Annotated in this window: 23 protein-coding genes and 1 pseudogene; 15 read left to right on the forward strand and 9 right to left on the reverse strand. The window is 65.5% G+C overall.

From position 1 onward, the window contains the following. Nucleotides 1–422 precede the first annotated feature (422 nt). Both QZH66_RS12600 and QZH66_RS12605 read right to left on the reverse strand, forming a co-directional pair. Nucleotides 423–2,126, reverse strand: coding sequence for a M28 family metallopeptidase (locus QZH66_RS12600; RefSeq protein WP_305806293.1), 1,704 nt, complete (start codon nucleotides 2,124–2,126; stop codon nucleotides 423–425). A 54-nt stretch (nucleotides 2,127–2,180) separates the two neighbouring features. Beyond that, entirely contained in the window at nucleotides 2,181–2,843 is a 663-nt protein-coding gene (locus tag QZH66_RS12605; protein WP_305806294.1) for a hypothetical protein, read from the reverse strand. A gap of 168 nt (nucleotides 2,844–3,011) precedes the next feature. On the opposite strand from QZH66_RS12605, the gene QZH66_RS12610 reads away from it, so the two are divergent. Both QZH66_RS12610 and QZH66_RS12615 read left to right on the forward strand, forming a co-directional pair. After that, nucleotides 3,012–4,214 (forward strand): peptidoglycan DD-metalloendopeptidase family protein, encoded by a 1,203-nt coding sequence (locus QZH66_RS12610; protein ID WP_305806295.1) that lies wholly within the window; start codon nucleotides 3,012–3,014, stop codon nucleotides 4,212–4,214. 120 nt (nucleotides 4,215–4,334) lie between these two features. Further along, nucleotides 4,335–5,741, forward strand: a complete 1,407-nt coding sequence (locus QZH66_RS12615) for a S41 family peptidase (protein ID WP_305806296.1) — start codon at nucleotides 4,335–4,337, stop codon at nucleotides 5,739–5,741. Nucleotides 5,742–5,819: 78 nt separating this feature from the next. On the opposite strand, the gene QZH66_RS12620 is transcribed toward QZH66_RS12615, so the two are convergent. Together QZH66_RS12620 and QZH66_RS12625 are read right to left on the reverse strand one after the other, a co-directional pair. Continuing rightward, nucleotides 5,820–6,140, reverse strand: coding sequence for a DUF1820 family protein (locus QZH66_RS12620; RefSeq protein ID WP_305806297.1), 321 nt, complete (start codon nucleotides 6,138–6,140; stop codon nucleotides 5,820–5,822). Nucleotides 6,141–6,176: 36 nt separating this feature from the next. Further along, a complete protein-coding gene (locus QZH66_RS12625; RefSeq protein ID WP_305806298.1) occupies nucleotides 6,177–6,869 on the reverse strand; it encodes a rhomboid family intramembrane serine protease in 693 nt (230 codons plus the stop codon). A 209-nt stretch (nucleotides 6,870–7,078) separates the two neighbouring features. Here QZH66_RS12625 and QZH66_RS12630 point away from each other — a divergent pair, with 209 nt between their 5' ends. Both QZH66_RS12630 and QZH66_RS12635 read left to right on the forward strand, forming a co-directional pair. Continuing rightward, complete coding sequence (locus tag QZH66_RS12630; RefSeq protein ID WP_305806299.1) at nucleotides 7,079–8,458, forward strand: outer membrane protein transport protein; 1,380 nt, start codon at nucleotides 7,079–7,081, stop codon at nucleotides 8,456–8,458. A 283-nt stretch (nucleotides 8,459–8,741) separates the two neighbouring features. After that, nucleotides 8,742–9,230, forward strand: a complete 489-nt coding sequence (locus QZH66_RS12635; RefSeq protein ID WP_305806300.1) for a hypothetical protein — start codon at nucleotides 8,742–8,744, stop codon at nucleotides 9,228–9,230. Here the strand turns inward: QZH66_RS12635 and putA are convergent. After that, complete coding sequence (gene putA / locus QZH66_RS12640; RefSeq protein WP_305806301.1) at nucleotides 9,140–12,355, reverse strand: bifunctional proline dehydrogenase/L-glutamate gamma-semialdehyde dehydrogenase PutA; 3,216 nt, start codon at nucleotides 12,353–12,355, stop codon at nucleotides 9,140–9,142. The two genes, QZH66_RS12635 and putA, sit on opposite strands and share 91 nt — an antisense overlap. A 293-nt stretch (nucleotides 12,356–12,648) precedes the next feature. Here putA and QZH66_RS12645 point away from each other — a divergent pair, with 293 nt between their 5' ends. From QZH66_RS12645 to QZH66_RS12670, 6 genes are read left to right on the forward strand one after another with little or no spacing between them, the layout of a single operon-like run. Continuing rightward, on the forward strand, nucleotides 12,649–13,122 hold the full coding sequence (locus tag QZH66_RS12645) for a DUF2244 domain-containing protein (protein WP_305806314.1): 474 nt from the start codon (nucleotides 12,649–12,651) through the stop codon (nucleotides 13,120–13,122). 17 nt (nucleotides 13,123–13,139) lie between these two features. Further along, entirely contained in the window at nucleotides 13,140–14,045 is a 906-nt protein-coding gene (coxB, locus tag QZH66_RS12650; protein WP_305806302.1) for a cytochrome c oxidase subunit II, read from the forward strand. 58 nt (nucleotides 14,046–14,103) lie between these two features. Continuing rightward, on the forward strand, nucleotides 14,104–15,714 hold the full coding sequence (gene ctaD, locus QZH66_RS12655) for a cytochrome c oxidase subunit I (RefSeq protein WP_305806303.1): 1,611 nt from the start codon (nucleotides 14,104–14,106) through the stop codon (nucleotides 15,712–15,714). A 13-nt stretch (nucleotides 15,715–15,727) separates the two neighbouring features. Further along, nucleotides 15,728–15,862, forward strand: coding sequence for a hypothetical protein (locus QZH66_RS12660; protein WP_305806304.1), 135 nt, complete (start codon nucleotides 15,728–15,730; stop codon nucleotides 15,860–15,862). Beyond that, complete coding sequence (locus QZH66_RS12665) at nucleotides 15,859–16,449, forward strand: cytochrome c oxidase assembly protein (protein WP_305806305.1); 591 nt, start codon at nucleotides 15,859–15,861, stop codon at nucleotides 16,447–16,449. The genes QZH66_RS12660 and QZH66_RS12665 overlap by 4 nt, the downstream gene beginning before the upstream one ends. 21 nt (nucleotides 16,450–16,470) lie before the next feature. Then, nucleotides 16,471–17,346, forward strand: coding sequence for a cytochrome c oxidase subunit 3 (locus tag QZH66_RS12670; RefSeq protein ID WP_305806306.1), 876 nt, complete (start codon nucleotides 16,471–16,473; stop codon nucleotides 17,344–17,346). Between the two features lie 126 nt (nucleotides 17,347–17,472). Here QZH66_RS12670 and QZH66_RS12675 read toward each other — a convergent pair whose 3' ends face one another. Further along, complete coding sequence (locus QZH66_RS12675) at nucleotides 17,473–17,691, reverse strand: twin transmembrane helix small protein (RefSeq protein ID WP_305806307.1); 219 nt, start codon at nucleotides 17,689–17,691, stop codon at nucleotides 17,473–17,475. 57 nt (nucleotides 17,692–17,748) lie between these two features. Here QZH66_RS12675 and QZH66_RS12680 point away from each other — a divergent pair, with 57 nt between their 5' ends. From QZH66_RS12680 to QZH66_RS12700, 5 genes are all read left to right on the forward strand, one after another. Then, nucleotides 17,749–18,474 (forward strand): SURF1 family protein, encoded by a 726-nt coding sequence (locus QZH66_RS12680; RefSeq protein ID WP_305806308.1) that lies wholly within the window; start codon nucleotides 17,749–17,751, stop codon nucleotides 18,472–18,474. A 27-nt stretch (nucleotides 18,475–18,501) separates the two neighbouring features. Further along, nucleotides 18,502–19,077: a hypothetical protein gene (locus QZH66_RS12685; protein ID WP_305806309.1), complete on the forward strand. Its 576-nt coding sequence runs from the start codon at nucleotides 18,502–18,504 to the stop codon at nucleotides 19,075–19,077. Nucleotides 19,078–19,087: 10 nt separating this feature from the next. Next, a complete protein-coding gene (locus QZH66_RS12690) occupies nucleotides 19,088–20,251 on the forward strand; it encodes a COX15/CtaA family protein (RefSeq protein ID WP_305806310.1) in 1,164 nt (387 codons plus the stop codon). 4 nt (nucleotides 20,252–20,255) lie between these two features. Beyond that, on the forward strand, nucleotides 20,256–21,149 hold the full coding sequence (cyoE, locus tag QZH66_RS12695) for a heme o synthase (RefSeq protein ID WP_305806311.1): 894 nt from the start codon (nucleotides 20,256–20,258) through the stop codon (nucleotides 21,147–21,149). Nucleotides 21,150–21,278: 129 nt separating this feature from the next. Then, a complete protein-coding gene (locus QZH66_RS12700; RefSeq protein ID WP_305806312.1) occupies nucleotides 21,279–22,100 on the forward strand; it encodes a calcium-binding protein in 822 nt (273 codons plus the stop codon). Nucleotides 22,101–22,281: 181 nt separating this feature from the next. On the opposite strand, the gene QZH66_RS12705 is transcribed toward QZH66_RS12700, so the two are convergent. The 3 genes and pseudogenes from QZH66_RS12705 to QZH66_RS12715 all read right to left on the reverse strand — a co-directional run. Then, complete coding sequence (locus QZH66_RS12705; RefSeq protein WP_305806315.1) at nucleotides 22,282–23,283, reverse strand: bile acid:sodium symporter family protein; 1,002 nt, start codon at nucleotides 23,281–23,283, stop codon at nucleotides 22,282–22,284. A 49-nt stretch (nucleotides 23,284–23,332) separates the two neighbouring features. Next, nucleotides 23,333–23,827, reverse strand: a complete 495-nt coding sequence (locus QZH66_RS12710) for a protein tyrosine phosphatase family protein (RefSeq protein WP_305806313.1) — start codon at nucleotides 23,825–23,827, stop codon at nucleotides 23,333–23,335. A 65-nt stretch (nucleotides 23,828–23,892) separates the two neighbouring features. Further along, nucleotides 23,893–24,329: pseudogene (locus QZH66_RS12715) on the reverse strand (DNA primase); the annotation flags it as partial.

The raw sequence follows: 24,329 nt of genomic DNA on the forward strand, positions 1-24,329 counted from the left end.
GAACTCGGAAGTGAAACGCAGCTGCGCCGATGGTAGTGTGGCCTAAGCCATGCGAGAGTAGGTCATCGCCAGGGTTCATATCGAAACCTCCGCAGCATACGCTGCGGGGGTTTTCTTTTTTGCCCCGCGGGGACCAAGCTGAGCCTCGTCGCATCGGCGGGTGATGGACGGCCGGTACCGGTTTTATACAGCCGCCGCAGTCACCGCATTGGGACTCGGCACCGAGCTCGTCACAGGCGGTGCACCCGCAAATCCGAGGGTGCCCAGGCGCGGAACACGCTATCGCGCGCTGCCACCGGCGGGGCCATTCGATCGGTGCGGGCCATGACCGGCGCCGGCCGATATCCCTGCAGTGGGGGGAAGAACCCCCCAAAAAAAAACGGCGCCCTCAGGCGCCGTTTCCACCCAGCGGTTGGCGGTGGTCAGTGTGCGGGGCGGATTTTGCCCTTCATCATCTCATCGCGGGCCGCCTTGAACGGGTTGCCTTCGTACCAGTTCGGCCAGCTGTCACCCCCGGCCAATTGCTTGCCCACACCGTAGAGCAACTGCAGATCTTCCACGGTGCCATCGAGCTTCCAGGTGGCTGGATCGTACTCGTCCTTGGGGCCGTGATAGCGTTCGCGTCCATAGACTTCGGCGGCGCGCTTGCCTGCGTCGGTACCGCCCTCAAGCAGGTCTTCGCCGCCATCGGCATACAGCGCGGGCACCCCGGCCTTGGCGAAGTTGAAATGATCGGAGCGGAAGTAGAAGCCGCTCTGCACCGAACTCTCGGCGTGCAGGGTGCGGCCCTGGCTGGCGGCCAGCGGCTTGAGGATGTCCTCCAGTTCGGAGCTGCCAAAGCCGGTGACGGTCATGTCGCGGGCGCGTCCGGCCACCGACATCGCATCGATGTTGATCACGCCGGCAATCTTGTCCAGCGGGAAGGTGGGATGGGTGACGTAGTACTGTGAACCCAGCAGCCCGGATTCTTCCAGTGTCACTGCCAGGAACACCACCGAGCGTTCCGGCGCGGGAGTCTGGTGAACCATCGCATCGGCGATTTCGAGGATGCCGGCCACGCCGGTGGCGTTGTCCACCGCGCCGTTGTAGATGTTGTCGCCGGTTTCGCCCTCGTGCTTGCCAAGGTGATCCCAGTGCGCCATGTAGATGACGGCTTCATCGGCGCGGGTACTGCCCGGCAGTACGCCGACCACGTTGCGCGATTTCTTTTCCGTGACCGTGCTTTTGAGGTCCAGTGACAGCTGGGCCTGCAGCGGCACCGGTTTGAAGCCGCGCTTGTTGGCCTCCTTGTAGGCCTGGTCCAGGTCCAGCCCGGCGCCGGCAAACAGCTTGCGGGCGGCCTCTGCACTGATCCAGCCCTGCGCGGGCAGGCGCGGCTGGGTATCGTCCTTGGCCGGCAGGTCGTACTGCGGGCCGGCCCATGAATTCTTCACCACGTCCCAGCCATAGGCGGCGCCGGCGGTGTCGTGCACGATCAGCGCGGCGGCTGCGCCCTTGCGCGCGGCTTCTTCGAACTTGTAGGTCCAGCGCCCGTAATAGGTCATGCGCTTGCCATCGAACAGCTTGCGATCGTTGACGTGGAAGCCGGGGTCGTTGACGAACATCACCACCGTCTTGCCCTTCCAGTCCTGGCCGGCGTAGTCGTTCCAGTTCTGTTCGGGGGCATCGACGCCGTAGCCGACAAACACCATGTTGCTGCCGTCGATCTTCACTTCCGGCTGGCCGCTGCGGGTGCCGATCACCATGTCGGTACCGAAGGCCAGTTCACTGTCATGGTCCTTCTGCCTGATCTTCAACACCGTGGCTTCGTCGGCGGTGGTTTCAGTCATCGCCACTTCCTGGAACCAGCTGTCGCCGTTGCCCGGTTGCAGGCCGATACGTTGCATCTGGTCGCGGATATATTCGACCGTGCGCTGCTCGCCGACGCTGCCCGGCGCGCGGCCTTCGAACTCGTCCGATGCGAGCGTCTTTACCAGCTCGGCGAAATCGGCGGCGTCGATGGCGCTGGAGAAGACATGGGCCGGCGCATGCGGTGTGGCCGCGGCGGGAGCCGGCGCAGCGTCCTCGCGCTTGCAGGCAACCAGCGCCGCGGCGGCGGCAAGACACAACAGTAATTTACGGGGCATGGAGACTTCCTGTTCGAGCGACCCCCGATTCTATGCAAGCCGCAGCGCGAGTGCTCAGTTCTGCGGCGCGGTATCGCTGTCGAAGGTCTGCACCGTGGCACCCTTCACGTTTCCGATCCGGGCGCTGCGATGCACGTACAGCACCACCTCGCGTTCGAACTGCAGTTCGCCGTGCACCACCGCGTTGGGGCCGATGATCACCCGCGGCTTGCGCGGCGCGGTCAGGGAGAGACTGAAGGAGGGCCTTTTCACATGGATGCCACCTTGCACCTCGGAGCCGACGCCGACGGTGATGTCGCCGTTGACGGTTTCGATGTCCTTGGCCACGGCGGTGCCGACCAGCCCGATACCGCCATTGACGGTTTCCACGCTGCCCCCGATGTGGCTGCCATGGTCGCTGAAGATGCTGCCGTTGACGGTTTCCACTTTGCTGCCGAGGGTGACATTGCGCCCGATCCGGATGCTGCCGTTGACGGTTTCCACCCGTACCGCCTCGGCGTTGTCGCCGATGCGGATGCTGCCGTTGACCGTTTCAATGTTGCGCGCTTTCACGCCCGCATCCACGGTAATGCTGCCATTGACGGTATCCAGGTCGCGGTAGGTGCCGCCTGCCGTGGTGCGGATGCTGCCATTGACCTTGCTGATATCGTCACTGGCCAATGCCGGTACGGCCAACGCGCCGAGGGCGAACGACAGGACAAATGCGGTCTTTTTCATCGGTATATCTCCGCTGGTGAGGGTGCCGGGCAGACAGCCATTGGCAGGAATGACACCACGGCTGGTTACAATCCGCATCTGCCTGAAGTCACTGGACCGTCCTTGCGCTTGAACCGCCGCCGCCGGATTGGAACGTCAGCGACGCTGCCGCGCGGCTGCCGCGCCGGCATGGTGCTGCTGCTGGCGGTATTGGGCAGTGCGTCGGCACAGAACCCGCGCGAAGCCGAAAAGAAGCTGCAGCAATTGCGCGGAGAGCTCAAGAGCGTGGCGCAGGAACGCCGCAAGCTGGAAGGGCAGCGCGGTGATGCCTCCCAGCGGTTGCGCGATGCCGATGAGAAAGTGGCCCGCACCGGCCGGGCCGTGGCCGATGCCGAAGCGGCGATACGGCGCGAGCAGGAGGCACTGGCCGCATTGCGGGAGCGGCGCACGCAACTGCAAAGCGGGTTGCAGCAGCAGCGCCAGCAGTTGGCGGCGCTGCTGCGCGGGGCCTATCACCTTGGCAACAACGCGCCATTGAAGCTGCTGTTGTCGCAGGACACCGTGGCCGATGGCCACCGGCACCTGGCCTACCATCGCTACCTGCAACGTGAACGCAGTCGCGCCATCGCCGGTTTGACCGCCGACCTGCAGGCCCTGGCCACCGCCGAACAACAGATCATCGCCCGCAGCGATGCGTTGCAGCAGGCGCGTGACGAGCGCAGCAAACAGGCGCGTGCACTGGCCGAGGAGCGCCGCCAGCGGGCGCAGCTGGTGGTCGATCTGGACCAGCGCTACCAGGACCGCAGCGAACGCGAGAAGGCGTTGGGCCAGGATGCCCGGGCGCTGGAGACGCTGCTGTCCAACCTGCGCGCTGCCGCGCGCCGCGCAGAAGCCGAAAAACGCGCGGCGGCCCAGCGTGCCGCAACGCGGCAGGCGACAGAAACCTCGCCGCGGCCCTCCGCTGGCAAGACCCTGCCGCGGGTCGTGGCCAACGCCGCGCCGGCACCCAAAGTCGGCGGACTGGGATGGCCGCTGGCGGGCAATCTGCTGGCCCGTTACGGCGGGCGCCTGCCCGATGGCCGTACCAGCAGCGGGGTACTGATCGGCGCTGCCGCCGGCAGTACCGTCACCGCGGTTGCCGATGGCACGGTGGTGTTTTCGGACTGGATGACCGGCTACGGCATGATCCTGATCGTCGATCACGGCAACGGCTACATGAGCCTGTATGCCCACAACGATGCGCTGTTGCGCGATGCCGGCGCGCGCGTGCGTCGCGGCGAAGCGGTGGCGAAAGTCGGCAATTCCGGTGGCCAGGGCACCCCTGCGCTGTATTTCGAGTTGCGGCGCAACGGACAGCCGGTGGACCCGACCACGTGGCTGCAACGGCAGTGAAGGCGGGCTGACCGGCGCTGCCCCTTCCGGGCCAAGCTTCAACGGGAATTTACCGGTGCTTCGCGCATAATCGTTTTGCGCGCCGGTGGCGCGTAATTGTTTTCATCCTTGGAGTGTTCCATGCGCGTAGCCCGTCTTGCTGCCCTGCTGTTTGCCCTGTCGCCGGCGTTTGTGCTGGCGCAGAGCGCCACCGATACGGGGGCAAAAGCCGGCGTGGGCAAGCCGGACACCCAGGAGGCGGTGACCTCGCGGGTGCCGCTGGAGGAGATCCGCCGTTACGTGTCGGTCTACAACGCGGTACGCGCCGCCTACGTGGACCCGGTGGACGACAGGAAGCTGATGCAGTCAGCCATCCGCGGACTGCTGCTGGACCTGGATCCGCACAGCACCTATTTCGACAAGGAAGATGCCGAGGCCTTCGATGAGCAGGCCAGCGGCGCCTATGACGGCATCGGCGTGGAGTTGCTGCAGCAGAAAGACAATACCTTGAAGGTGATCGCGCCGATCGACGACACCCCGGCGGCGCGTGCGGGATTGAAGGCCGGCGACCTGATAGTGGCCATCGACGGCAAACCGATCAGCGCGATCGAGGCGATGGAGCCGTTGCGTGGCGCACCCGGCACCACGCTGGTGCTTACCATCGTGCGTGACGGCAAGGACAAGCCGTTCGATGTCAGCGTGACCCGCGAAACCATCCGCATCACCAGTGTGCGCGGCCGTATGCTCGAACCCGGTTACGGCTATGTGCGCATCAGTGCCTTCCAGGCCGACACCGGCGCCGATTTCCAGAAACAGGTCAGCCAGTTGCAGGCGCAGGCTGGTGGCAAACTGAAGGGGCTGGTGCTGGACCTGCGCAGCAATCCGGGTGGTCTGCTGACCGCGGCGGTGCAGGTGGCGGACGACCTGCTCGACAAGGGGGTCATCGTCAGCACGCGCGGGCGCATTGCCATCAGCGATGCGCAGTTCGATGCCACCCCGGGCGACCTGATGAAGGGCGCGCCGGTGATCGTGCTGGTGGATGCCGGCTCGGCCAGCGCTTCGGAAGTGCTGGCCGGGGCCTTGCACGACAACAAGCGGGCGCGGGTGATCGGCAGCCGTACTTTCGGCAAGGGCTCGGTGCAGACGGTGCTGCCGCTGGACAATGGCGATTCGGTCAAGCTGACCACCGCGCGTTATTACACCCCCAGCGGCAAGTCGATCCAGGCCACCGGCATCGTTCCGGATGTGGAGCTGGCGCCTGCGCCGGCCGCCGCCGGCAGCGAAGGGCCGGCCAGCCTGGCCGACTTCAGCGAGGCCAAGCTGCCCGGCCACCTGCAGGGCGACGGGGAGGGCGTGGAAGGCAGCAAGGCCGGAGTGGCGTTGCCCGGTGATGCGCCGATCACCGCGGCCTTGAATGAACTCAAGCGCCCCGGCTCCACCCCCGCGCTGCCCAAGCCGACGGCCAAGCCCGCCACGGCGCCGCTGAAGACGCCGGCCGAAGCGGCGGGTTCCAAAAAACCCGCAGTGGCGGACACGCCGCAGAAATGACGCGCCTGCCGCCGTCGTGCGGCGTGACTGCCCTCCCAGGTCCGGCGCATTGTGCGCCGGGCCGGCAGCGATGGGGTCCTAGCGCGGCTTGCCCGGCATCGGGAACGGTGTGACCACTTTTTCGCCGGTGCTCGCATCGCGGATCGCCGACTGTCCTTTCTTTTCCACTTCCTCGATGCGGACAATGCTCTGTATCGGCAGATGCAGCACCCGGGTGTTGCCGAACTCGTCGCGCAGGCGCTCTTCGGTCGGGTCCACAACCACGCCGTTGTGCAGGTCGAACATCAGTTCGGACACTTCATTGAAGCCCCACAGGTGGCTGCTGCCGACGCGGCCGGCATACAGCTCGTAGATCTTGCCGCTGTTGAGGAATGTCACTTTGTAGAGGGGTTTGCTCATGTGCCAAGTATAGGCGGCCGGTACCCCGCGGCCGCGTCAGAAACCGTGGCGCTTGCGCAGCCGGCGGGCGATGGCGGCGCGCACATACAACCCGTAGCTCACGCCGAAAATGAAGCCGGCCACATGCGCCGCCCACGCCACCATGCCGAAGCTGGGGCCGATATAGGCGAACACCACCTGCAGCAGCGCCCACGCCCCGATCAACAGGAAGGCCGGGGCACGGATGAATTCAAGGAACAGCCCCAGCGGCACCACCACGCCGAGCTTGGCGCCGGGAAACAGCGCCAGATAGGTGCCGATCAGCGCCGACACCGCACCGCTGGCACCGATGATCACCCGGTCCGGGGTGCCCATCGCATACAGCGCCGCCACGTTGGACGCCGCGCCACCCAGCAGGAACAGCAGCACGAACCGCCATGACCCGAGCACGCGTTCGGCCGGCAACCCGAAGATCAGCAGGAATACCAGGTTGCCCAGCAGGTGCGACCAGTCCGCATGCAGGAACAGCGCGGTGAACAGGCGCAGCATGCTGCCGTCGCGCAATGCCGCCCACCAGTCCTGTGGATTGGCCAAGCCGGTGGCCAGCGCGCCCCAGTCCAGCCACAGCGTGCGTCGGGCCTCGTCCGGGCGTGAAATGGACCACAGGAAGGCGATCCAGATCACCGCGAACAGCAGCGGCGTGGCCCAGCGCGGGCTGGGAGTGGCACGGGAAGGAATGGAGACGAACATGGCTGGCGCTAGCCTAACCCGGCAGCGACAGCCGCGCTGCGGCGCGACGATGGCCGGGAAAACCGTTATTGTTTAGTTAACCCGGCTGGGTATACTGCATACGGCGTCGTATGTCGGGAGGGGTCTCCGGCGCGTTTGGCGGGTTGGTTCCTTTGACCGCAAATGCAGGCGCAGCAACGAAATTCCACTGTATTCCGGAGAGCTTCCACATGCATACCGCTTCTACGATTGCCCGCTTCACCGCTTTGACCGTCGGCATTGCTGCTGCCCTGGCGTTTGGCCAGGCGCATGGCGCCGCGTTCCAGTTGAAGGAAAACAGCGCCAAGGGCCTGGGCCGCGCCTTTGCCGGCTCCGCCAGCGCCTGGGGCGATGCTTCGGTCGTTGCGACCAACCCGGCCTCGATGCGCCTGCTCGACGGCCGCCAGTTCCAGGCCGATCTCAGCGCCATCAGCTTCTCGGCCAAGTTCGACAAGTACGGTGCACGTTATGTCGGTCCGACCGGCAAGGCGGGTACCGGTGCCCAGATCAGCGGCGGCAACGGCGGTGATGCCGGCATGATCGCCCCGGTTCCGGCCGCCTACTTCCATCTGCCGTTCGGCGACAACGACAACATGCATTTCGGCGTGTCGCTGACCGCGCCGTTCGGCTTCAAGACCGAATACGACCGCAACTGGGTCGGCCGCTACCACGGCGTCAAGACCGACCTGAAGGCAATCGACCTGGGCGCGGCGTTCTCCTATGACGTCAACCCGTATGTGTCCTTCGGCGCCAGCGTGTTCGTCGAGCATCTGGCCCTCGAACTGAGCAATGCGGTCGATTTCGGCACCGTGGCCTACAGCGCCAGCAAGGGTGCCAGCGCGGCCCTGGGCCTGTACCCGGGCAGCGCCGACGGCTTCGCCACCCTCAAGGGTGACAACAACGCATTCGGTTACGTGCTGGGCGGTACTTTCAGCCCGAGCGAGAACACCAATATCGCGTTGAGCTACCGTTCCAAGGTCGAGCACAAGGTGACCGGTGGCAAGGCCACCTTCGAAGTTCCGACCACGGCGGCGACCGTGCTGCAGACCCAGGCCCGTGGCATCTTCGTCAATACCAGTGGCAAGGCGACGTTGACCCTGCCGGCCTCGGCCACCTTGAGCGTCACCCACCGGTTCAACGACCGCTGGACGGTGATGGGCGATGTGAGCCGCACCGCGTGGGCGCCGTCGTTCGACAGCGTGACCGTGGACTTCGCCTCGAACCAGCCGGACAAAGTATTGGTCTTCGGCTACAACGACACCACCTTCAGCTCGCTCGGTGCCGAGTACAAGCTGTCGGAAACCATCACCCTGCGTGGTGGCGTGGCCTATGACGAAAGCCCGACCAGCTACGCGCACCGTGATGCGCGCGTGCCGGACGTGACCCGCAAGTGGCTGTCGTTCGGCCTGGGCTGGACCCCGTCGGAGAAGACCGAGTTCAACTTCGGCTACACCCACCTGTTCACCAACGAGCCGGCGATCAACAGCATCTCGGACACTCAAAGCACCTTGCAGGGCAAGTACAAGGTGGGCGGCGACATCCTGGCCGCGTCGATGAACTACAAGTTCTGATCTGACCTGTAGAAGCTTCAGGCAGGAAGCCCCGCGCAAGCGGGGCTTTTTGTTTGGTGCCGCGTAAAGCCGCAATAGAGCGCAGCCCTGTTGCGCTGGCACGTCGCCACGCAGGCTGCTGCCGAGCATGGCCCGGCACTGCGGGCGTCGATTTCGTTTGATGTGGGGTGCCGGCAGCAGATGCAGAGACGCGATTTTTTCGCTTCCCCTCTCCCGCCTTCGGCATCCTCTCCCGCAAGAGGAGGAGAAGAGCTGAGGCAGCAGAGCGGCAGAAGCAGAAGAGATGCGACTTTGTCGCTTCCCCTCTCCTGCCTTCGGCATCCTCTCCCGCAAGGGGAGAGGAGAAGAGCCGAAGCCGAAGCAGCCGAAGCAGCCGAAGCAGCAGAAGCAGCAGAAGCAGCAGAAGCAGCAGAAGCAGAAGCAGAAGCAGCAGAAGCAGAAGCAGCAGAAGCAGAAGCAGCAGACGCAGAAGCAGCAGAAGCAGAAGCAGCAGAAGCAGACGCAGCAGAAGCAGAAGCAGAAGCAGAAGCAGAAGCAGACGCAGAAGCAGAAGCAGAAGCAGAAGCAGAAGCAGAAGCAGAAGCAGCTCAACTACCTTGGGCTCTTGCTGTCACCTATCCGCCATCGTCAACCAAAAACCCCGCTTGCGCGGGGTTTTCGTTGCGGTATCTGCAGGGGCGATCAGTCGCCCAGGGTCAGCAGCGAGGCATTGCCGCCGGCGGCGGTGGTGTTCACCGTCACCGTCTTCTCGGTGGCAAAGCGCAGCAGGTAGTGCGGGCCGCCGGCCTTGGGGCCGGTGCCGGACAGGCCCTGGCCGCCGAACGGCTGCACCCCGACCACCGCGCCGATCTGGTTGCGGTTGACGTAGACGTTGCCGACGTGGACGCCGTTGGCGATGCGCTCGACGGTTTCGTCGATGCGCGAATGCACGCCCAGGGTCAGGCCGTAGCCGGTGGCGTTGATCTGCTCGATCACCGCATCGAGCTGGTCGCCCTTCCAGCGGATCACGTGCAGTACCGGCCCGAAGACCTCCTTGTGCAGCTGGTCCAGGTTCTTCAGTTCATACGCACGCGGGGCGAAGAAGGTGCCGTGCGCGGCGGCCTCGGGCAGCGGGGCGGCGGCGATCAGGCGGGCCTCGGCGTCCATGCGTGCGGCGTGATCGGTGAGGATCTGCAGCGCATCGGCATCGATCACCGGGCCGACGTCGGTCGACAGCAGGCCCGGGTCGCCGACCTTCAGTTCGGCCATCGCGCCGGCCAGCATCGTCATCACCTTGTCGGCGATGTCGTCCTGTACGAACAGCACGCGCGCGGCCGAGCAGCGTTGCCCGGCCGAGGTGAAGGCCGAGCCGATCGCATCCTTGACGATCTGTTCCGGCAGCGCCGAGGAGTCGGCGATGAAGGCGTTCTGGCCGCCGGTCTCGGCGATCAGCACGCCGATGGCGGCATCGCGCGCGGCCATCGCGCGGTTGATGGCGCGGGCGGTCTCGGTCGAACCGGTGAAGGCCACGCCGGCCACGCGCGGATCGGCGGTGAGCGCGGCACCGACGGTGGCGCCGTCGCCCGGCAGGAACTGCAGTACGCCTTCGGGCACGCCGGCCTCGAGCAGCAGACCCATCGCGTAATAGCCGATCAGGTTGGTCTGCTCGGCCGGTTTGGCGATCACGCTGTTGCCGGCAGCCAGCGCGGCGCTGACCTGGCCCAGGAAGATCGCCAGCGGGAAGTTCCACGGGCTGATGCAGACGAACACGCCGCGGCCATGCAGCTGCAGCTCGTTGGATTCACCGGTCGGGCTGGGCAGCTTCTCGGCATGGCTGAACTGCTCGCGGGCCTGTTTGGCGTAGTAGCGCAGGAAGTCCACCGCTTCGCGCACCTCGGCGATGCTGTCGGGCAGGCTCTTGCCGGCTTCCTTCACGCACAGCGCCATGAATTCGGGCAGGCGCGCTTCGAGCTGATCGGCGGCATTTTCAAGGATTGCCGCGCGGCTGGCGGGCGGGGTGCGGTTCCACTGCGGCTGCGCGGCCACCGCGTTGGCCAGCGCCTTCTCGACCGTGGCGCTGTCGGCCGGCTGCCATTGGCCGACGATCTGGCGGCTGTCGGCCGGGTTGCTCACCTCCAACAGCACGCCGGTCGGATTGGCACCGGGTACCCGCGGCGTGGCCTGCCACGGTTTCACGGCGGCGTTGAGCTGCCCGGCCAGGGCGCGCAGATCGTTGTCGTTGGCGAGATTGACGCCCATGGAGTTCTTCCTGTCATGGTTCTGGCTGCGCAGCAGGTCGACCGGCAGCGGGATTTTCGGATGCGGGATGGAGACGAACGAGGACACTGCTTCGACCGGATCGCGGATCAGGTCGTCGATGGCCACGTCCTCGTCGGTGATGCGGTTGACGAAGCTGGAATTGGCGCCGTTTTCGAGCAGGCGGCGCACCAGGTAGGGCAGCAGGTCCTCATGCGAGCCGACCGGCGCGTAGACGCGGCACGGCACGTTCAGGCGATCGGCGGGGACCACCTCGGCATACAGGTCATCGCCCATGCCGTGCAGCTTCTGGTGCTCGTAGGTGTGACCGGCGCCGATCTGCTTGATCACCGCGATGGTGTGCGCGTTGTGCGTGGCGAACATCGGGTACAGCGTGTCGCTGTGAGCGAACAGGCGCTTGGCGCAGGCGATGTAGGACACGTCGGTGTTCTGCTTGCGGGTGAACACCGGATAGCCGGGCAGGCCGTCGACCTGCGCGCGCTTGATTTCCGCGTCCCAGTACGCGCCCTTGACCAGCCGCACCTGCAGCTTGTGGCCGATGCGGCGCGCCAGGTCGGCCAGGTAGTCGATCGTGTACGGGGTGCGCTTCTGGTAGGCCTGCACCACGATGCCGAAGCCTTCCCAGCCCTTCAGCGAAGGATCGCTGACCACGCGCTCGATGATGTCCAGCGACAGTTCCAGCCGGTCGGTTTCCTCGGCATCGACCGTGCAGCCGATGCCATAGGATTTGGCCAGCTGCGCCAGCTCCAGCACGCCGGGCACCAGGTCGCGCAGCACGCGTTCGCGCTTGCCGTGTTCGTAGCGCGGATACAGCGCCGACAGCTTGATCGAGATGCCGTGCGAGGCGGTGACATCGCCGTCGGCGTTGCCGCCGCGGGCGAGGTTGTCCTTGCCGATGGTGTGGATGGCGCGGCGGTAATCCTCCAGATAGCGCAGCGCATCCTTCATCGTCAGCGCGCCTTCGCCGAGCATGTCGAACGAATAGCGGTAGCTGGCGTTGTCGCCCTTGTGCGAGCGCACCAGCGCTTCGTCGATGGTCCGGCCCATGACGAACTGGTGGCCCATGATCTTCATCGCCTGGCGCACGGCCAGGCGGATCACCGGCTCGCCGACGCGGCCAAGCAGCCTTTTGAACGCGCCATGCACGTCGCGCTTGGTGGCATCGGCCAGATCGACCAGGTGCCCGGTCAGCATCAGGCCCCAGGTCGAGGCGTTGACCAGCACCGAATCGGACTGGCCCATGTGCTTCTTCCAGTCCGCCTCGCCGAGCTTGTCGCGGATCAGCTTGTCGGCGGTTTCCTGGTCGGGAATGCGCAGCAGCGCTTCTGCCACGCACATCAGCAGCACGCCTTCCTCGCTGCCCAGGTCGTACTGGCGCATGAACGCTTCGATCGCGCCCTGGTCCTTGGCGCGTAGGCGTACTCGCCTCACCAGGTCGGCGGCGACAGCCTGCACGCTGGCCTGTTCGGCCGCCGGCAGGCGTGCCTGTTCCAGCAGTTCGCGCACGTGGCTGGCTTCGTCCTTGAGCCAGGCCGCGGTGATCGCGTTGCGTAACGGATTGGACGGACCTGGCAGCTCGGGTGCCAACAGGGCGTGGGGAAAATCGCGCGAAGCGACGTTGGATGCAGAGATTGCGTTCATGCGCATGATCACCGGGAGACTTGGCCATTTTAATCCAGTCGTGTGGATTTCATATCCCCCCAGGCGCAGGCATATTTGCATAAAACACTTGTTTTTCAGGGGTGTGGCGGCAGCCTGGCGGACTCCCGGATTTTGTGCCGTATTCGGCAAATAAGTTGACGTTCGTTGCGCGGATCGACGTCGTGGCCAATGTGCGCTGCAGCATTCCGATCGATGATGAATGGAAGCTTGCCGGGGTGAATTGGCGCGGCTACCATCGAACGTGTTTTCCGCGGCACGGACGCGGTTGCGACATGATCGAGCTGCTTCGGTTGAAACCGGAAGGGTCGGGAGTGCGGTTGTTGCTGCACCCGCCACGGGCGCTCAGCGCCCGCCAGTTCGTCCAGCTGTTCGCCGTGCTGGCAGGACTGATGTTGTTTTCGGCAGCCTGGGGTTGGCTGCTTGGGAACCTCTTCGCTCCTGGTTTTGCGTTGTTGTATTGCCTGCTGGTGGCAGCCGCATTGCGCTGGTTATGGCGCAGCGGCCAACGCCGGGAGGAGATCAGGGTAGGGCCGGATTGCGTGGAGGTGATCCCCGCGGCCGGAAGTTCACCGACATTCCGGGCTCATCCGCATTGGGTGCGCCTGTTTGTCGAGGATGAGCGCGTCCTGCTGATTTCCAGTGGCAGGCGGGTTGAAGTGGGGAGTTTCCTCGCACCTGCCGAACGCCGGGAACTGGTGGTGACACTTGAAGGCTTGCTCGCTGCCAGCGATGGCGGCAACCGATGACACCAAGGGTCTAGGCAATGAAGCAAAGCAGCAGGTGGGGTGGCAAGTGGAGTTCCGGATTGGCGTTGTTGGCCGCGTGCGCGGCGATGCCAATGGCATGGGCGCAGTCGGCCGATCCGAAGCCATGGCAGCTCAATATGGGCAGGGGCGTCACCCATACCTCGCGCATGGCATGGGAAGCGCACATGGTGGCGTTCTGGGTGTGTACGGTGATTGGCGTGCTGGTGTTCGGCGCGCTGGCGTACGCCATCTTCAAGTTCCGTCGGTCCAAGGGCGCGGTGGCCGCCACGTTCAGCCACAACACCACCGCTGAAACCATCTGGACCGTGATTCCGATCGTGATCCTGATCGCGATGGCGTGGCCGGCGACCGCCAAGCTGATCTCGATGTACGACACCCGCGAGTCGGAGATGACGGTCAAGATCACCGGCTACCAGTGGATGTGGAAGTACGAGTATCTGGGCGAGGACGTGGCGTTCACCAGCCGCATGGATCGCGAATCCGACCGCCTGCGCCAGAGTGGCGAGCGGCCCACCATGCAAGCCAATCCGCACTATCTGCTCGAGGTCGACAACCGCCTGGTGTTGCCGGTCGATACCAAGGTGCGCTTCGTCATCACCGCCGATGATGTGATCCATGCCTGGTGGGTGCCGGCGCTGGGGTGGAAGCAGGATGCGGTGCCGGGCTTCATCAACGAGCGCTGGACCAGCATCGACACCATCGGTGTCTACCGTGGCCAGTGCGCCGAGCTGTGCGGCAAGGACCATGGCTTCATGCCGATCGTGGTTGAAGCGGTGTCCAAGGAAGATTTCAAGAAGTGGCTGGCCGCGCGCAAGCCGGCGCCCGCGGCGGCGCCTGCACCACCGGAGCCGGCTGAAACACCCCCTGCTGCAGAAACGCCAGCCGCGTCGGCCGACGTCTGATATCGCCCCCGCACCGCCGGTGCGAGTTGAAGAGACTGGATAAAGAGGTGTAGTCCCGATGTCCTATTCCGCAGCCGACCACTCCGATCACCACGGGCACCAACAGGGCTTCTTCGAGCGCTGGTTCTTCTCCACGAACCACAAGGACATCGGCACGCTGTACCTGCTTTTCAGCTTCCTGATGTTCATTGTCGGTGCGGCAATGAGCGTGGTGATCCGCCTGGAACTGGCGCAACCGGGCCTGCAGTTCGTCAAGCCGGAGTTCTTCAACCAGATGACCGCGGTGCACGCGCTGGTGATGATCTTCGGCGGCGTGATGCCGGCCTTTGTCGGTCTGGCCAACTGGATGATCCCGTTGCAGATCGGCGCGCCGGACATGGCCCTGCCGCGCATGAACAACTGGTCCTTCTGGCTGTTGCCGGTGGCGTTCACGCTGTTGCTGCTGACCCTGTTCCTGCCCGGGGGCGGCCCGGCGGGCGGCTGGACCATGTATCCGCCGCTGTCGCTGCAGGGCGGCTACAACGTCGCCTTCACCGTGTTCGCCATCCATGTGGCCGGCATCAGCTCGATCATGGGGGCGATCAACATCATCGCCACCGTGCTCAATATGCGGGCCCCGGGCCTGGACCTGTTGAAGATGCCGATCTTCTGCTGGACCTGGCTGATCACCGCGTTCCTGCTGATCGCGGTGATGCCGGTGCTGGCCGGTGCGGTGACTATGCTGCTGACCGACAAATTCTTCGGCACCAGCTTCTTCAACGCCGCCGGCGGCGGCGATCCGGTGATGTACCAGCACATCTTCTGGTTCTTCGGCCATCCCGAGGTCTACATCATGATCCTGCCGGCGTTCGGCGTGATCAGCGAGATCATCCCCACTTTCAGCCGCAAGCCGCTGTTCGGCTACCAGGCGATGGTGTACGCGACGGCGGCCATCGCCTTCCTGTCGTTCATCGTCTGGGCCCACCACATGTTCACGGTGGGCATGCCGCTGGGCGGCGAGCTGTTCTTCATGTTCGCCACGATGCTGATCTCGATCCCGACCGGGGTGAAGGTGTTCAACTGGGTCAGCACCATGTGGCAGGGCTCGCTGACGTTCGAGACGCCGATGCTGTTCTCGATCGCGTTTGTCATCCTGTTCACCATCGGCGGCTTTTCCGGACTGATGCTGGCGATCGTGCCGGCCGACTTCCAGTACCACGACACCTATTTCGTGGTCGCACACTTCCATTACGTGCTGGTCACCGGCTCGGTGCTGGCGCTGATCGGCGCGGTCTACTACTGGTGGCCGAAGTGGACAGGGCGGATGTACAACGAGTTCTGGGGCAAGGTGCATTTCTGGTGGACGATGGTGTTCGTCAACCTGCTGTTCTTCCCGCAGCACTTCCTCGGTCTGGCCGGCATGCCGCGCCGCATCCCCGATTACAACCCGGTGTTCGCCGACTGGAACCTGGTCAGCTCGATCGGTGCGTTCGGCATGTTTGTCACGCCGTTCATGATGGCGGCGATTCTGCTCAGTTCACTGCGCAGCGGCGTGCCGGCGGCAGCGCGGGCGTGGGAAAGCGCGCGCGGCCTGGAATGGACGGTGCCCTCACCGGCGCCGGCGCATACCTTCACGGTGCCGCCGGTGCTGCAGCCTGGCGACCTGGCCCATGACGACATCAGCCGCTGAAGGAGCCTGAGCGATGAATGCCCCGCAGCCTCCCCTGGAAGACCTGTTGCAACGCCGGCGCCGTTCGCGGCGCACGGCGCTGGTGATGGCGGTGATTGCCGTGGCGATCTACGTCGGCTTCATCCTTTCCGGAGTGCTGGGAAGGTGAACGGCCCGGTGCCGGCGTCGCGTCGCAATGCCGGGTTGGGACGCCTGATCGGTGTGGCCCTGGCGGTCTTCGTGCTGACGTTCTCACTGGTTCCGCTGTACCGCATCGCCTGTGAAAAGGTGTTCGGGGTGCGTCTGGAGCGTGGCCCCGGGCAGGCGGCAAAGACGGCCGCGGGCAGCACGGTGACACGCACGGTGCGGGTCGAATTCGATGGCGGGGTGAACTCCAAGTTGCCGTGGACGTTCCATCCGGCGCAGCTGACGATGGAAGTGGTGCCCGGCGAGCTCAACGAGGCGCTGTACTTCGCGCAGAACCGCAGTGACCACGCCTTGGTCGGCAGTGCGGTGCCGTCGGTGGCGCCGGCGCGCGCCTCGGGCTATTTCAGCAAGACCGAATGCTTCTGTTTCACCGCGCAGACGTTGCAAGCGGGGGAGCGCCGCGATATGCCAGTACGTTTCATCGTCGATCCCGACCTGCCGGCCGATGTGAAGACAATTACGCTGTCCTACACCTTCTACAAAAACGATGCGCTGTCGGCGCAGCTGGTCACTGCAAGCGCCGCCAGCTTCGCCCCCGCCGCTCCCTGACAACGTAACCGGAAGCACGCCATGGCCCACAACACGCCCGATGCCAACGTCTACTTCGTGCCGAGCCACAGCAAATGGCCATTCGTCGCCTCGGTCGCCATGCTGGTATTGATGGTCGGCGTGGCCAGCTGGCTCAACGATACCCAATGGGGGCGGTGGACCTTCTGCGCCGGGCTGGCGATGCTGGTGTTCACCCTGTTCCTGTGGTTTGGCGATGTGATCCGCGAGTCGGTCGGCGGCCAATACAACCACCAGGTCGATGGCTCGTTCCGCATGGGGATGGTGTGGTTCATCTTCTCCGAGGTGATGTTCTTCGGCGCGTTCTTCGGCACGTTGTTCTACAGCCGCAACCTCAGCCTGCCCTGGCTGGCGGGGGAAGGCCGCGGGGTGATGACCAACGAATTGTTGTGGAACGGTTATTCGCAGGCGTGGCCGACCAATGGCCCGGGCGACATCGGTGGCGCGTTCCAGACCATCCCGGCGTGGGGATTGCCGCTGCTCAATACGTTGATCCTGCTGTCTTCCGGCGTGGCCCTGACCATTGCCCACCACGCCCTGAAGGCCGGAAAGCGCACCCAGCTGCTGGTCTGGCTGGGACTGACAGTGGGGCTGGGCGTCATGTTCCTGTTGTTCCAGGCCGAGGAGTACATGCATGCCTACGGCGCATTGAACCTGACCCTGGGTTCGGGCATCTACGGCTCCACCTTCTTCATGCTGACCGGCTTCCATGGTGCCCACGTGGCGCTGGGGACGATCATGCTGATCGTGATGTGGTTCCGCTCGGCGCGCGGCCATTTCACCCGCGACAACCACTTCGGATTCGAAGCGGCGGCATGGTATTGGCACTTTGTCGATGTGGTGTGGCTGATGCTGTTCCTGTTCGTCTACGTGCTTTGAGTCGCCACGACAGGTGCCAGGTTCCGGCGGCGCGGTACTGCGGCACTCGCGTCGGCGCCAACGCGTCTTTCAGCGGGGTGACTGACCCCGGACCAGCGCCGGTGCCGCAAGCCGCAGGCGCATCTGTCAGCCGCCGATGCCGTGCGGTTTGATCCAGCCGCTGTAGATGCCGGCGACCACCAGCAGGAACAGGATCACCGACAGGGCGATACGGCGGGTCAGCGCGTTGACCGTGCGGTTGGTCTGGCCGCGGTCAATCATCAGGTAATACAGCCCGGCCCCCAGGTTCCAGACAATGACGATCAGAAACGCGATAACCAGCAGGGTCTTGAGCGAATCGTTCATGTGCGGCTCGGCAGTGGACAGGGCAACGGACTATCACCCGGTTCGGGCGGGATTGTCATGACGCGGCAGCACACGCGGCTGTCCGGCTGGATTGCCGCGCTGCTGGTTGCCACGTTGTTTGCCTGGCTGGGCACCTGGCAACTGCAGCGGATGCGGGAAAAACAGGCGCTGCTCGAACAGATCCCGCGCGCGCAGCAGGGCGCGGTCAGCGTCGAGCAGGCGCTGCGGACACCCGCCCGGGTGCGCCGGGTGGTCGATCGTGGCCACTTCCTGCCGGGCACGGTGATGCTGGACAACCAGCTGCGCCAGGGCCGCGCCGGCGTGCGCATCTACCGGGTGTTCCAGCCGGCACAGACGCCGCAAGCGGTGCTGCTCGACCTGGGCTGGTTGCCGTTGCCCGGCGATCGCAGCTTGCCGGCCCTCGCGCCGTTGTCCGGTGACTACGAGGTGCGCGGTCTGCTCGCACCGGCACCGGCCACCGGCATTGCATTGGGCCCGGCGCTGGTCGCCACGGCGCAGCCGCAGCTGTGGCTGGCCACCCGTCTGGATACGCAGGCCATCGCGGCGCAGCTGGGGCGTGCGGCCGGCCAATTGCCGGCGCAGGTGCTGCGGCTGGACCCGGCCCTGCCGCTGGGTTACGAGCGCGATCTGGACCTGCTGCCCAATACCTTGCCGCCGTCGCGGCATCTGGGCTATGCGGTGCAGTGGTATGCCATGGCGCTGACCGTGCTGATCATCGCGCTGGTGCTGGAATGGCGTGCCCGTCGCCGGAACGGGCGTTGAGCTGCCGCCCATGAGAAAATGCCTCCCATGAATTCAATGAGCTCGACCCCGCTGCGGGCCCGCAATCGCGGCCGCTGGGTGCTGCTGGCGCTGTTCGCGATGTTCTTCGGCTCGATGCTGGGAGCCGGTGTGTTGCGTTTTTCCGGCTGGCAGCCGGCGATAAACCGCAATCACGGCCAGTTGTTGTCGCCGCCGGTGGATCTGCGCGCGCTGCCACCGCGGCAGGCGGACGGCCAGGCCTACGACTGGAATCCGGCGGCGCGGCGTTGGCGCATCCTGCTGGCGCCGGCGGCCGATTGCACCCCGGCGTGCGTCACTTTGTCGCAGGATCTGGGCAAGGTCTGGCAGCTGTTCGGCCATAACGCCGATAATGTCGAAATCCTGTGGCTGGGTACGCCGCCTGCGGCGGTGGCGGCAATGCCGGCGCTGCGGGTGCTCATGCCGCAGCCCGCGTTGCGCGAGCAGTTGCCGGGTGTGGATGATCCTGCCGGAATACCGGTATACGTGGTCGATCCCAATGGATTTGTAATCCTGCGCTATGCCCCGGGGTTTACCCCCGGTGGACTGCGCGCGGACCTGGCCAAGCTGTTGAAACTGAAGTGAGTGCTGCCTGATGAATGCTTCTGCGCGCCCGACGGTGCACCGTAATTTCCATCGTCTGGCGTGGTTTGCGCTGATCATGACCGCGAGCACGATCCTGTTCGGATCCTTCGTGCGGCTGTCCGATGCCGGTCTCAGCTGCCCGGACTGGCCGACCTGTTACGGCAAGGTGACCTGGCCGCAGACCCAGCACGAAGCCATGCAGCACGTGGCCAGCGAGATCCGCCCACTGGAAACGCACAAGGCGTGGCGCGAGCAGGTGCACCGTTTCCTGGCCGGAGCGCTGGGCGTGGAAGTGCTGTTGCTGGCGTTGCTGGCGGTTCGCAGGCGCAAGTGGGGCGTGGCACAGGTGGTCACGGCCTCGGTGCTGGTGGCCTTGGCGATTCCGCTGTACATGCGCGGCGACCATGTCGCGGCCAGTGTGCTGGCCATCGGCGGCGAGGCGATCCTGCTGCTGGCAGCGCTGCGCTGGTCGAACATCGATCTGGCGCGGGCGGCGGTGTTGACCCTGGCGGTGGTGATTTTCCAGGCGTTGCTCGGCATGTGGACGGTAACCTGGCTGTTGAAGCCGATCGTCGTCATGGGCCACCTGCTCGGCGGGATGCTGATGTTCTCGCTGCTGGTGTGGATGGCATGGCGGGCAACGCATCTGCCGATCACGCTGGCCGAAGCCCCGCGGTTGAAATGGTGGCTGCGCGCCGGGTTGGCGCTGCTGGTGCTGCAGATCGCGCTGGGTGGCTGGGTCAGTGCCAACTACGCGGCGCTGGCCTGCGGTGGTGGCAGCTGGTCGGCCGACAACTTTCCGCGCTGCGTCAGCCAGTGGTGGCCGCAGCACGATTTCCGCGAAGGCTTCACGCTGTGGCGGGGCATCGGCGTGGACTACGAAGGCGGGGTGCTCGATGGCGCTTCGCGGATCGCGATCCAGCTGGCGCACCGGTTGCTGGCCATCGTGGTGGCGCTGTACCTGCTGCTGCTGTCGGTGCGCATGTTCAAGCTGCCGGGCATGCGTGGCTGGGCCAGTGCGCTGGGCGTGCTGGTAGTGGCGCAGGTGACGCTGGGCGTGCTCAACGTCAAGCTCGCGCTGCCGCTGGAAGTGGCGGTCCTCCATAACGGTGGTGCGGTGGCATTGCTGTTCGTCCTGATTTCACTGCTTGCGCGCCTGCGCGCACCGGATTGATGTGATGTTGCCAAGTTGGCGTGAATACTGGGACCTGACCAAGCCCAAGATCGTGGCGCTTATCGTGTTCACCGCGCTGGTGGGCATGTGCCTGGCCATTCCCGGACTTCCCACCCGCCAGCAGCTGTTGGCCGGCGTGCTGGGCTTCATCGGAATCTGGCTGTCGGCCTCGGCCGCCGCGGCGATCAACCAGCTGCTGGATGCGCAGATCGACGCCAAGATGGCGCGTACCGCGTGGCGGCCGCTGGTTGCCGGCAAGGTGACGCCGCGGCAGGTGCTGGTGTTCGCCGGCGTGCTGACCGTGTTGTCGATGACGATCCTGGTGCTGTGGGTGAATGTCATCACCGCGGTGCTGACCTTCGCCTCGCTGATCGGCTATGCGGTGATCTACACCAAGTACCTGAAGCGCGCGACCTCGCAGAATATCGTCATCGGCGGGCTGGCCGGCGCCACGCCGCCGCTGCTGGGGTGGGCCGCGATCACCGGTATGCAGGGCCAGTGGGACTGGGCCTATGCCTCGTTGCTGGTGCTGATCATCTTCATCTGGACCCCGCCGCATTTCTGGGCGTTGGCGATCTTCCGCCGCGCCGATTACGCCAATGCCGATGTGCCGATGCTGCCGGTGACCCACGGCGTGCCGCACACCCGCAAGCAGATCCTGGTCTATTCGGTATTGCTGGCGATCGTGGCGCTGGCGCCGGTGGCGGTGGGCATGAGCGGCATGTTCTATCTGGGCGGGTCGATCGTGCTCAATGCCGTATTCCTCTGGTACGCGTGGAAGATCCAGAACCCGCCGGATGAAATGTTCAACATGAGGATGTTCGGTTATTCGGTGGTGTACCTGATGGCGCTGTTCGCCTTCCTGCTGGTCGACCACTGGATGCTGCCCTGGCTGTAGGCGCCGACCGTGGGGCGTCGGATGCGGGCTGATAGGCGCGGTGCAGGCCACCGCTACCGTTCGCAATCGGTCTTGAATCCGCGTTTTTGGACCAGCATTGTCTTCATCACCTGACATGGAGTGAACGGCATGAAGCGATGGCTATGGATGGCGGCAGTGGCGGTTTCGATGGCGTGGGGCGCGGCCCACGCGGCCTCCGCCGAAGCGGGTGACGACACGGCGGCGCAGATCGTGACGCATGCGGGCGATCACCGGCTGCTGGTGCTGGGCGAGTATCACGGCACCGTGGAGACGCCACTGCTGGTGGCCGGGCTGATGGAGCGTTACAGCCGCGACAACGCCGCCGTGCGGCTGGCGCTGGAAATGCCGACCAGCGAAAACGCCGCGCTGGCACGTTACCTGCGCTCGGAAGGTGATGCGCCTGCCCGTAAAGCGTTGCGGCAATCACCGTTCTGGCGGGTCCGGGACAACCAGCACGATGGGCGGCGCAGCCGCGACATGCTCGGGCTGATCGAAGCGGTCAGGAGCCTGCGCGAACAGGGGCGTGACGTGAGCGTGGCAGGTTACGACCGGGAAGCCGCTGCCGAGGGTGGCAATGACGTGCGCGATGCGTGGATGGCGGCGTGCCTGCGCCAGCAGTTCGGCGCCTTGCCGCCCGCTGCCCGGATGCTGGTGGTGACCGGCAATGTGCACGCGATGCGGCAGCGCCCCGCCGATGCCCCGGCACAGATGCAGCAGCGGCCAATGGCCTCGCACCTGTTGGACCTGCCGCTGTACAGCGTGCGGCTGGAGGCGCTGCAGGGCGAGTTCTGGGGGTGTGGGCAGCCGTGCCGCGCCATCGCGCTGTATCCAACTGCTGCGCGCGCGCCAGATGCGGACACCACGCCCGGTCGCCAGTACGACCTGGTGATCTGGATGCCGAGGCTCAGCGTGGCCAGGCTGACGGATTGATCCGGTCCGCCCGGATCAGGACCATCGCGCTTGTCCGCCGTTGTGACCACGGCGTTTGGCTTCATCAGGTCAGGCGATGCCCAACTTCATGGATACGGAACGAAGGTGGGCAGCAACGAAGTGGCGATGCAGGCGTCGCGGGCAGCTGGCCGCGCCCCGGCTTCCCCGGGGGGCGCTGGCTTCATTCCGTCATTTTGATCGCCGGGGCGCCCGGGGCGGCTGCGCGCGCATAGCGCTGCGCGACCACTGCGCACACGATCAGCTGGAGCTGGTGATAGATCATGATCGGCAGCACGATCGCGCCGAGGCTGCCGCCGGCAAACAGCACCTTGGCGATCGGCACGCCGGTGGCCAGGCTTTTCTTGGAGCCGCAGAACACGATCGGGATTTCGTCGTAGCGGCTGAAACCCAGCCGCCGCGACAGCCAGGTGATGCCGGGCATGGCGATGGCCAGCAGGACCACCGAAATCAGCGCGGCCGTCAGCAGCGAGCTGAGCGGGGTCTTGCTCCACAGGCCTTCATGCACCGACTCGCCGAAGGCGGCATACACCACCAGCAGGATGGTGCCCTGATCGGTGAAGCGCAGCAGCGCGCGCTGCTTCTCCACCCAGCGTGCGATCCAGGGCCGCAGCAGGTGGCCGACGACAAACGGCACCAGCAGTTGCAGCATGATCGCGCCGACGGCGTGCAGTGGATTGGCCAGGCTGCCTTCGGCCTCGGTCAACACCGTCATCAGCAGCGGAGTAAGGAATACGCCCAGGATGCTGGACAGCGATGCGGCGCAGACCGCGGCCGGTACATTGCCGTGGGCCATCGAGGTGAAGGCGATCGACGATTGCACGGTGGAAGGCAGTGCGCACAGGAACAGCACGCCGATATAGAGCTCCGGAGTCAGCAGCCAGCCGTCCAGCGGCTTGAAGCCCAGCGCCAGCAGCGGGAACAGGACGAAGGTGCAGGCAAGGATGACCAGGTGCAGCCGCCAGTGCAGCAGGCCGGCAACGATGGATTCGCGTGGCAGCCGCGCGCCGTGCAGGAAGAACAGCGCGGCGATGGCGATATCGGTGACGCCATCAAGCACTCTGGCGGTGGTGCCGACCATGGGCAGCAGCGAGGCCAGGGCCACGGTGGCGAGCAGGGCGAGGGTGAAGTTGTCCGGTCGCAGGCGCGACCACCAGCGCATCATCGGCACGGTTTTCCTCGGGAGCGGGAGGCAAATGGCGGCCGGCGCGATATCACTCGGCGGTGCCGCGTTCCAGCAGCGCGCGGGTGACCGGCTCCAGCGAGGTCAGGCCGGCGCGACGACCCAGCTGCAACGCCGGTTCAATTCCGGCGCCTTCCACCCGGCCATTGAGCAGCGCCAGCAGCGCGCCGACGCGATTGCCGGAGGCGCAGTGCAGCAGCACCGGCCCTTTTTCCTGTGCCAGCAGCTGTTGCAGCGCGCGTGCGTTGTCTTCGGTGATTCCGGCCGCACCGGCGATCGGCAGGCGCACATAGCGCAGCCCCAGCTGCCGGGTGGCTGCGGCTTCATCGAAGCCGCGATCCTCGTCGGGCTGGCGCAGGTCGATCACCGTGGTGATGCCGTTCTGCGCCGCCGCACCCAGCTGCTCCGCACTGGGCTGGCCGGCGGTATACAGACCCGGGCGCGGTTGCGCGAAGCCGGGTTCGGCGGCGAACGCTGGCGCGTACGTCAGTACCAGCAGCAGGGCAAGCAGGCGGAATGGAATCATCGGGCGGCTCCTGGGCGTATCACATGCGGGTGCGGGCCTCGCGCACGTCGCGGTTGAAGATTCTCTCAGATGCGCAACGTGGCACGTGCGTTCAGCAGTTCACGCAGTTCATAGCGATCGGTGGCATCGAGCTGCGAAAAGGGGCGTGATTGCAGCTCTTCAAGACGCTGCAACAATTGCTGCTTCTCCAGTTGTTGCACCGCGTCCTGCAGCTCCTGTGCCCATACGGTGTCATCGCCGGGCAGCACCATCGCCGCCAGGCGCTGCAGCGCTTCGTGCTCTTCGCGGCCGGTGAAATGTTCCAGCAGCGCGCCGGTGCTGATATCCGGACGTTGCTGGACCAGATCCAGAAGTTCGATCAGCAGCTCGACTCCCGGCAGCCGCAACCCGGAAAACGAATGGTGTCCGCCCAGCGTCAGGGCCAGCGACGGCTGTTGCAGCAGGACCGAGATCGCGCCGCGGACCAGGCTGCGCCGCTGTACCGGCGCCCCCGGCCGCGCCG

Source organism: Stenotrophomonas sp. YIM B06876 (genome assembly GCF_030711595.1).
Lineage (GTDB): Bacteria > Pseudomonadota > Gammaproteobacteria > Xanthomonadales > Xanthomonadaceae > Stenotrophomonas.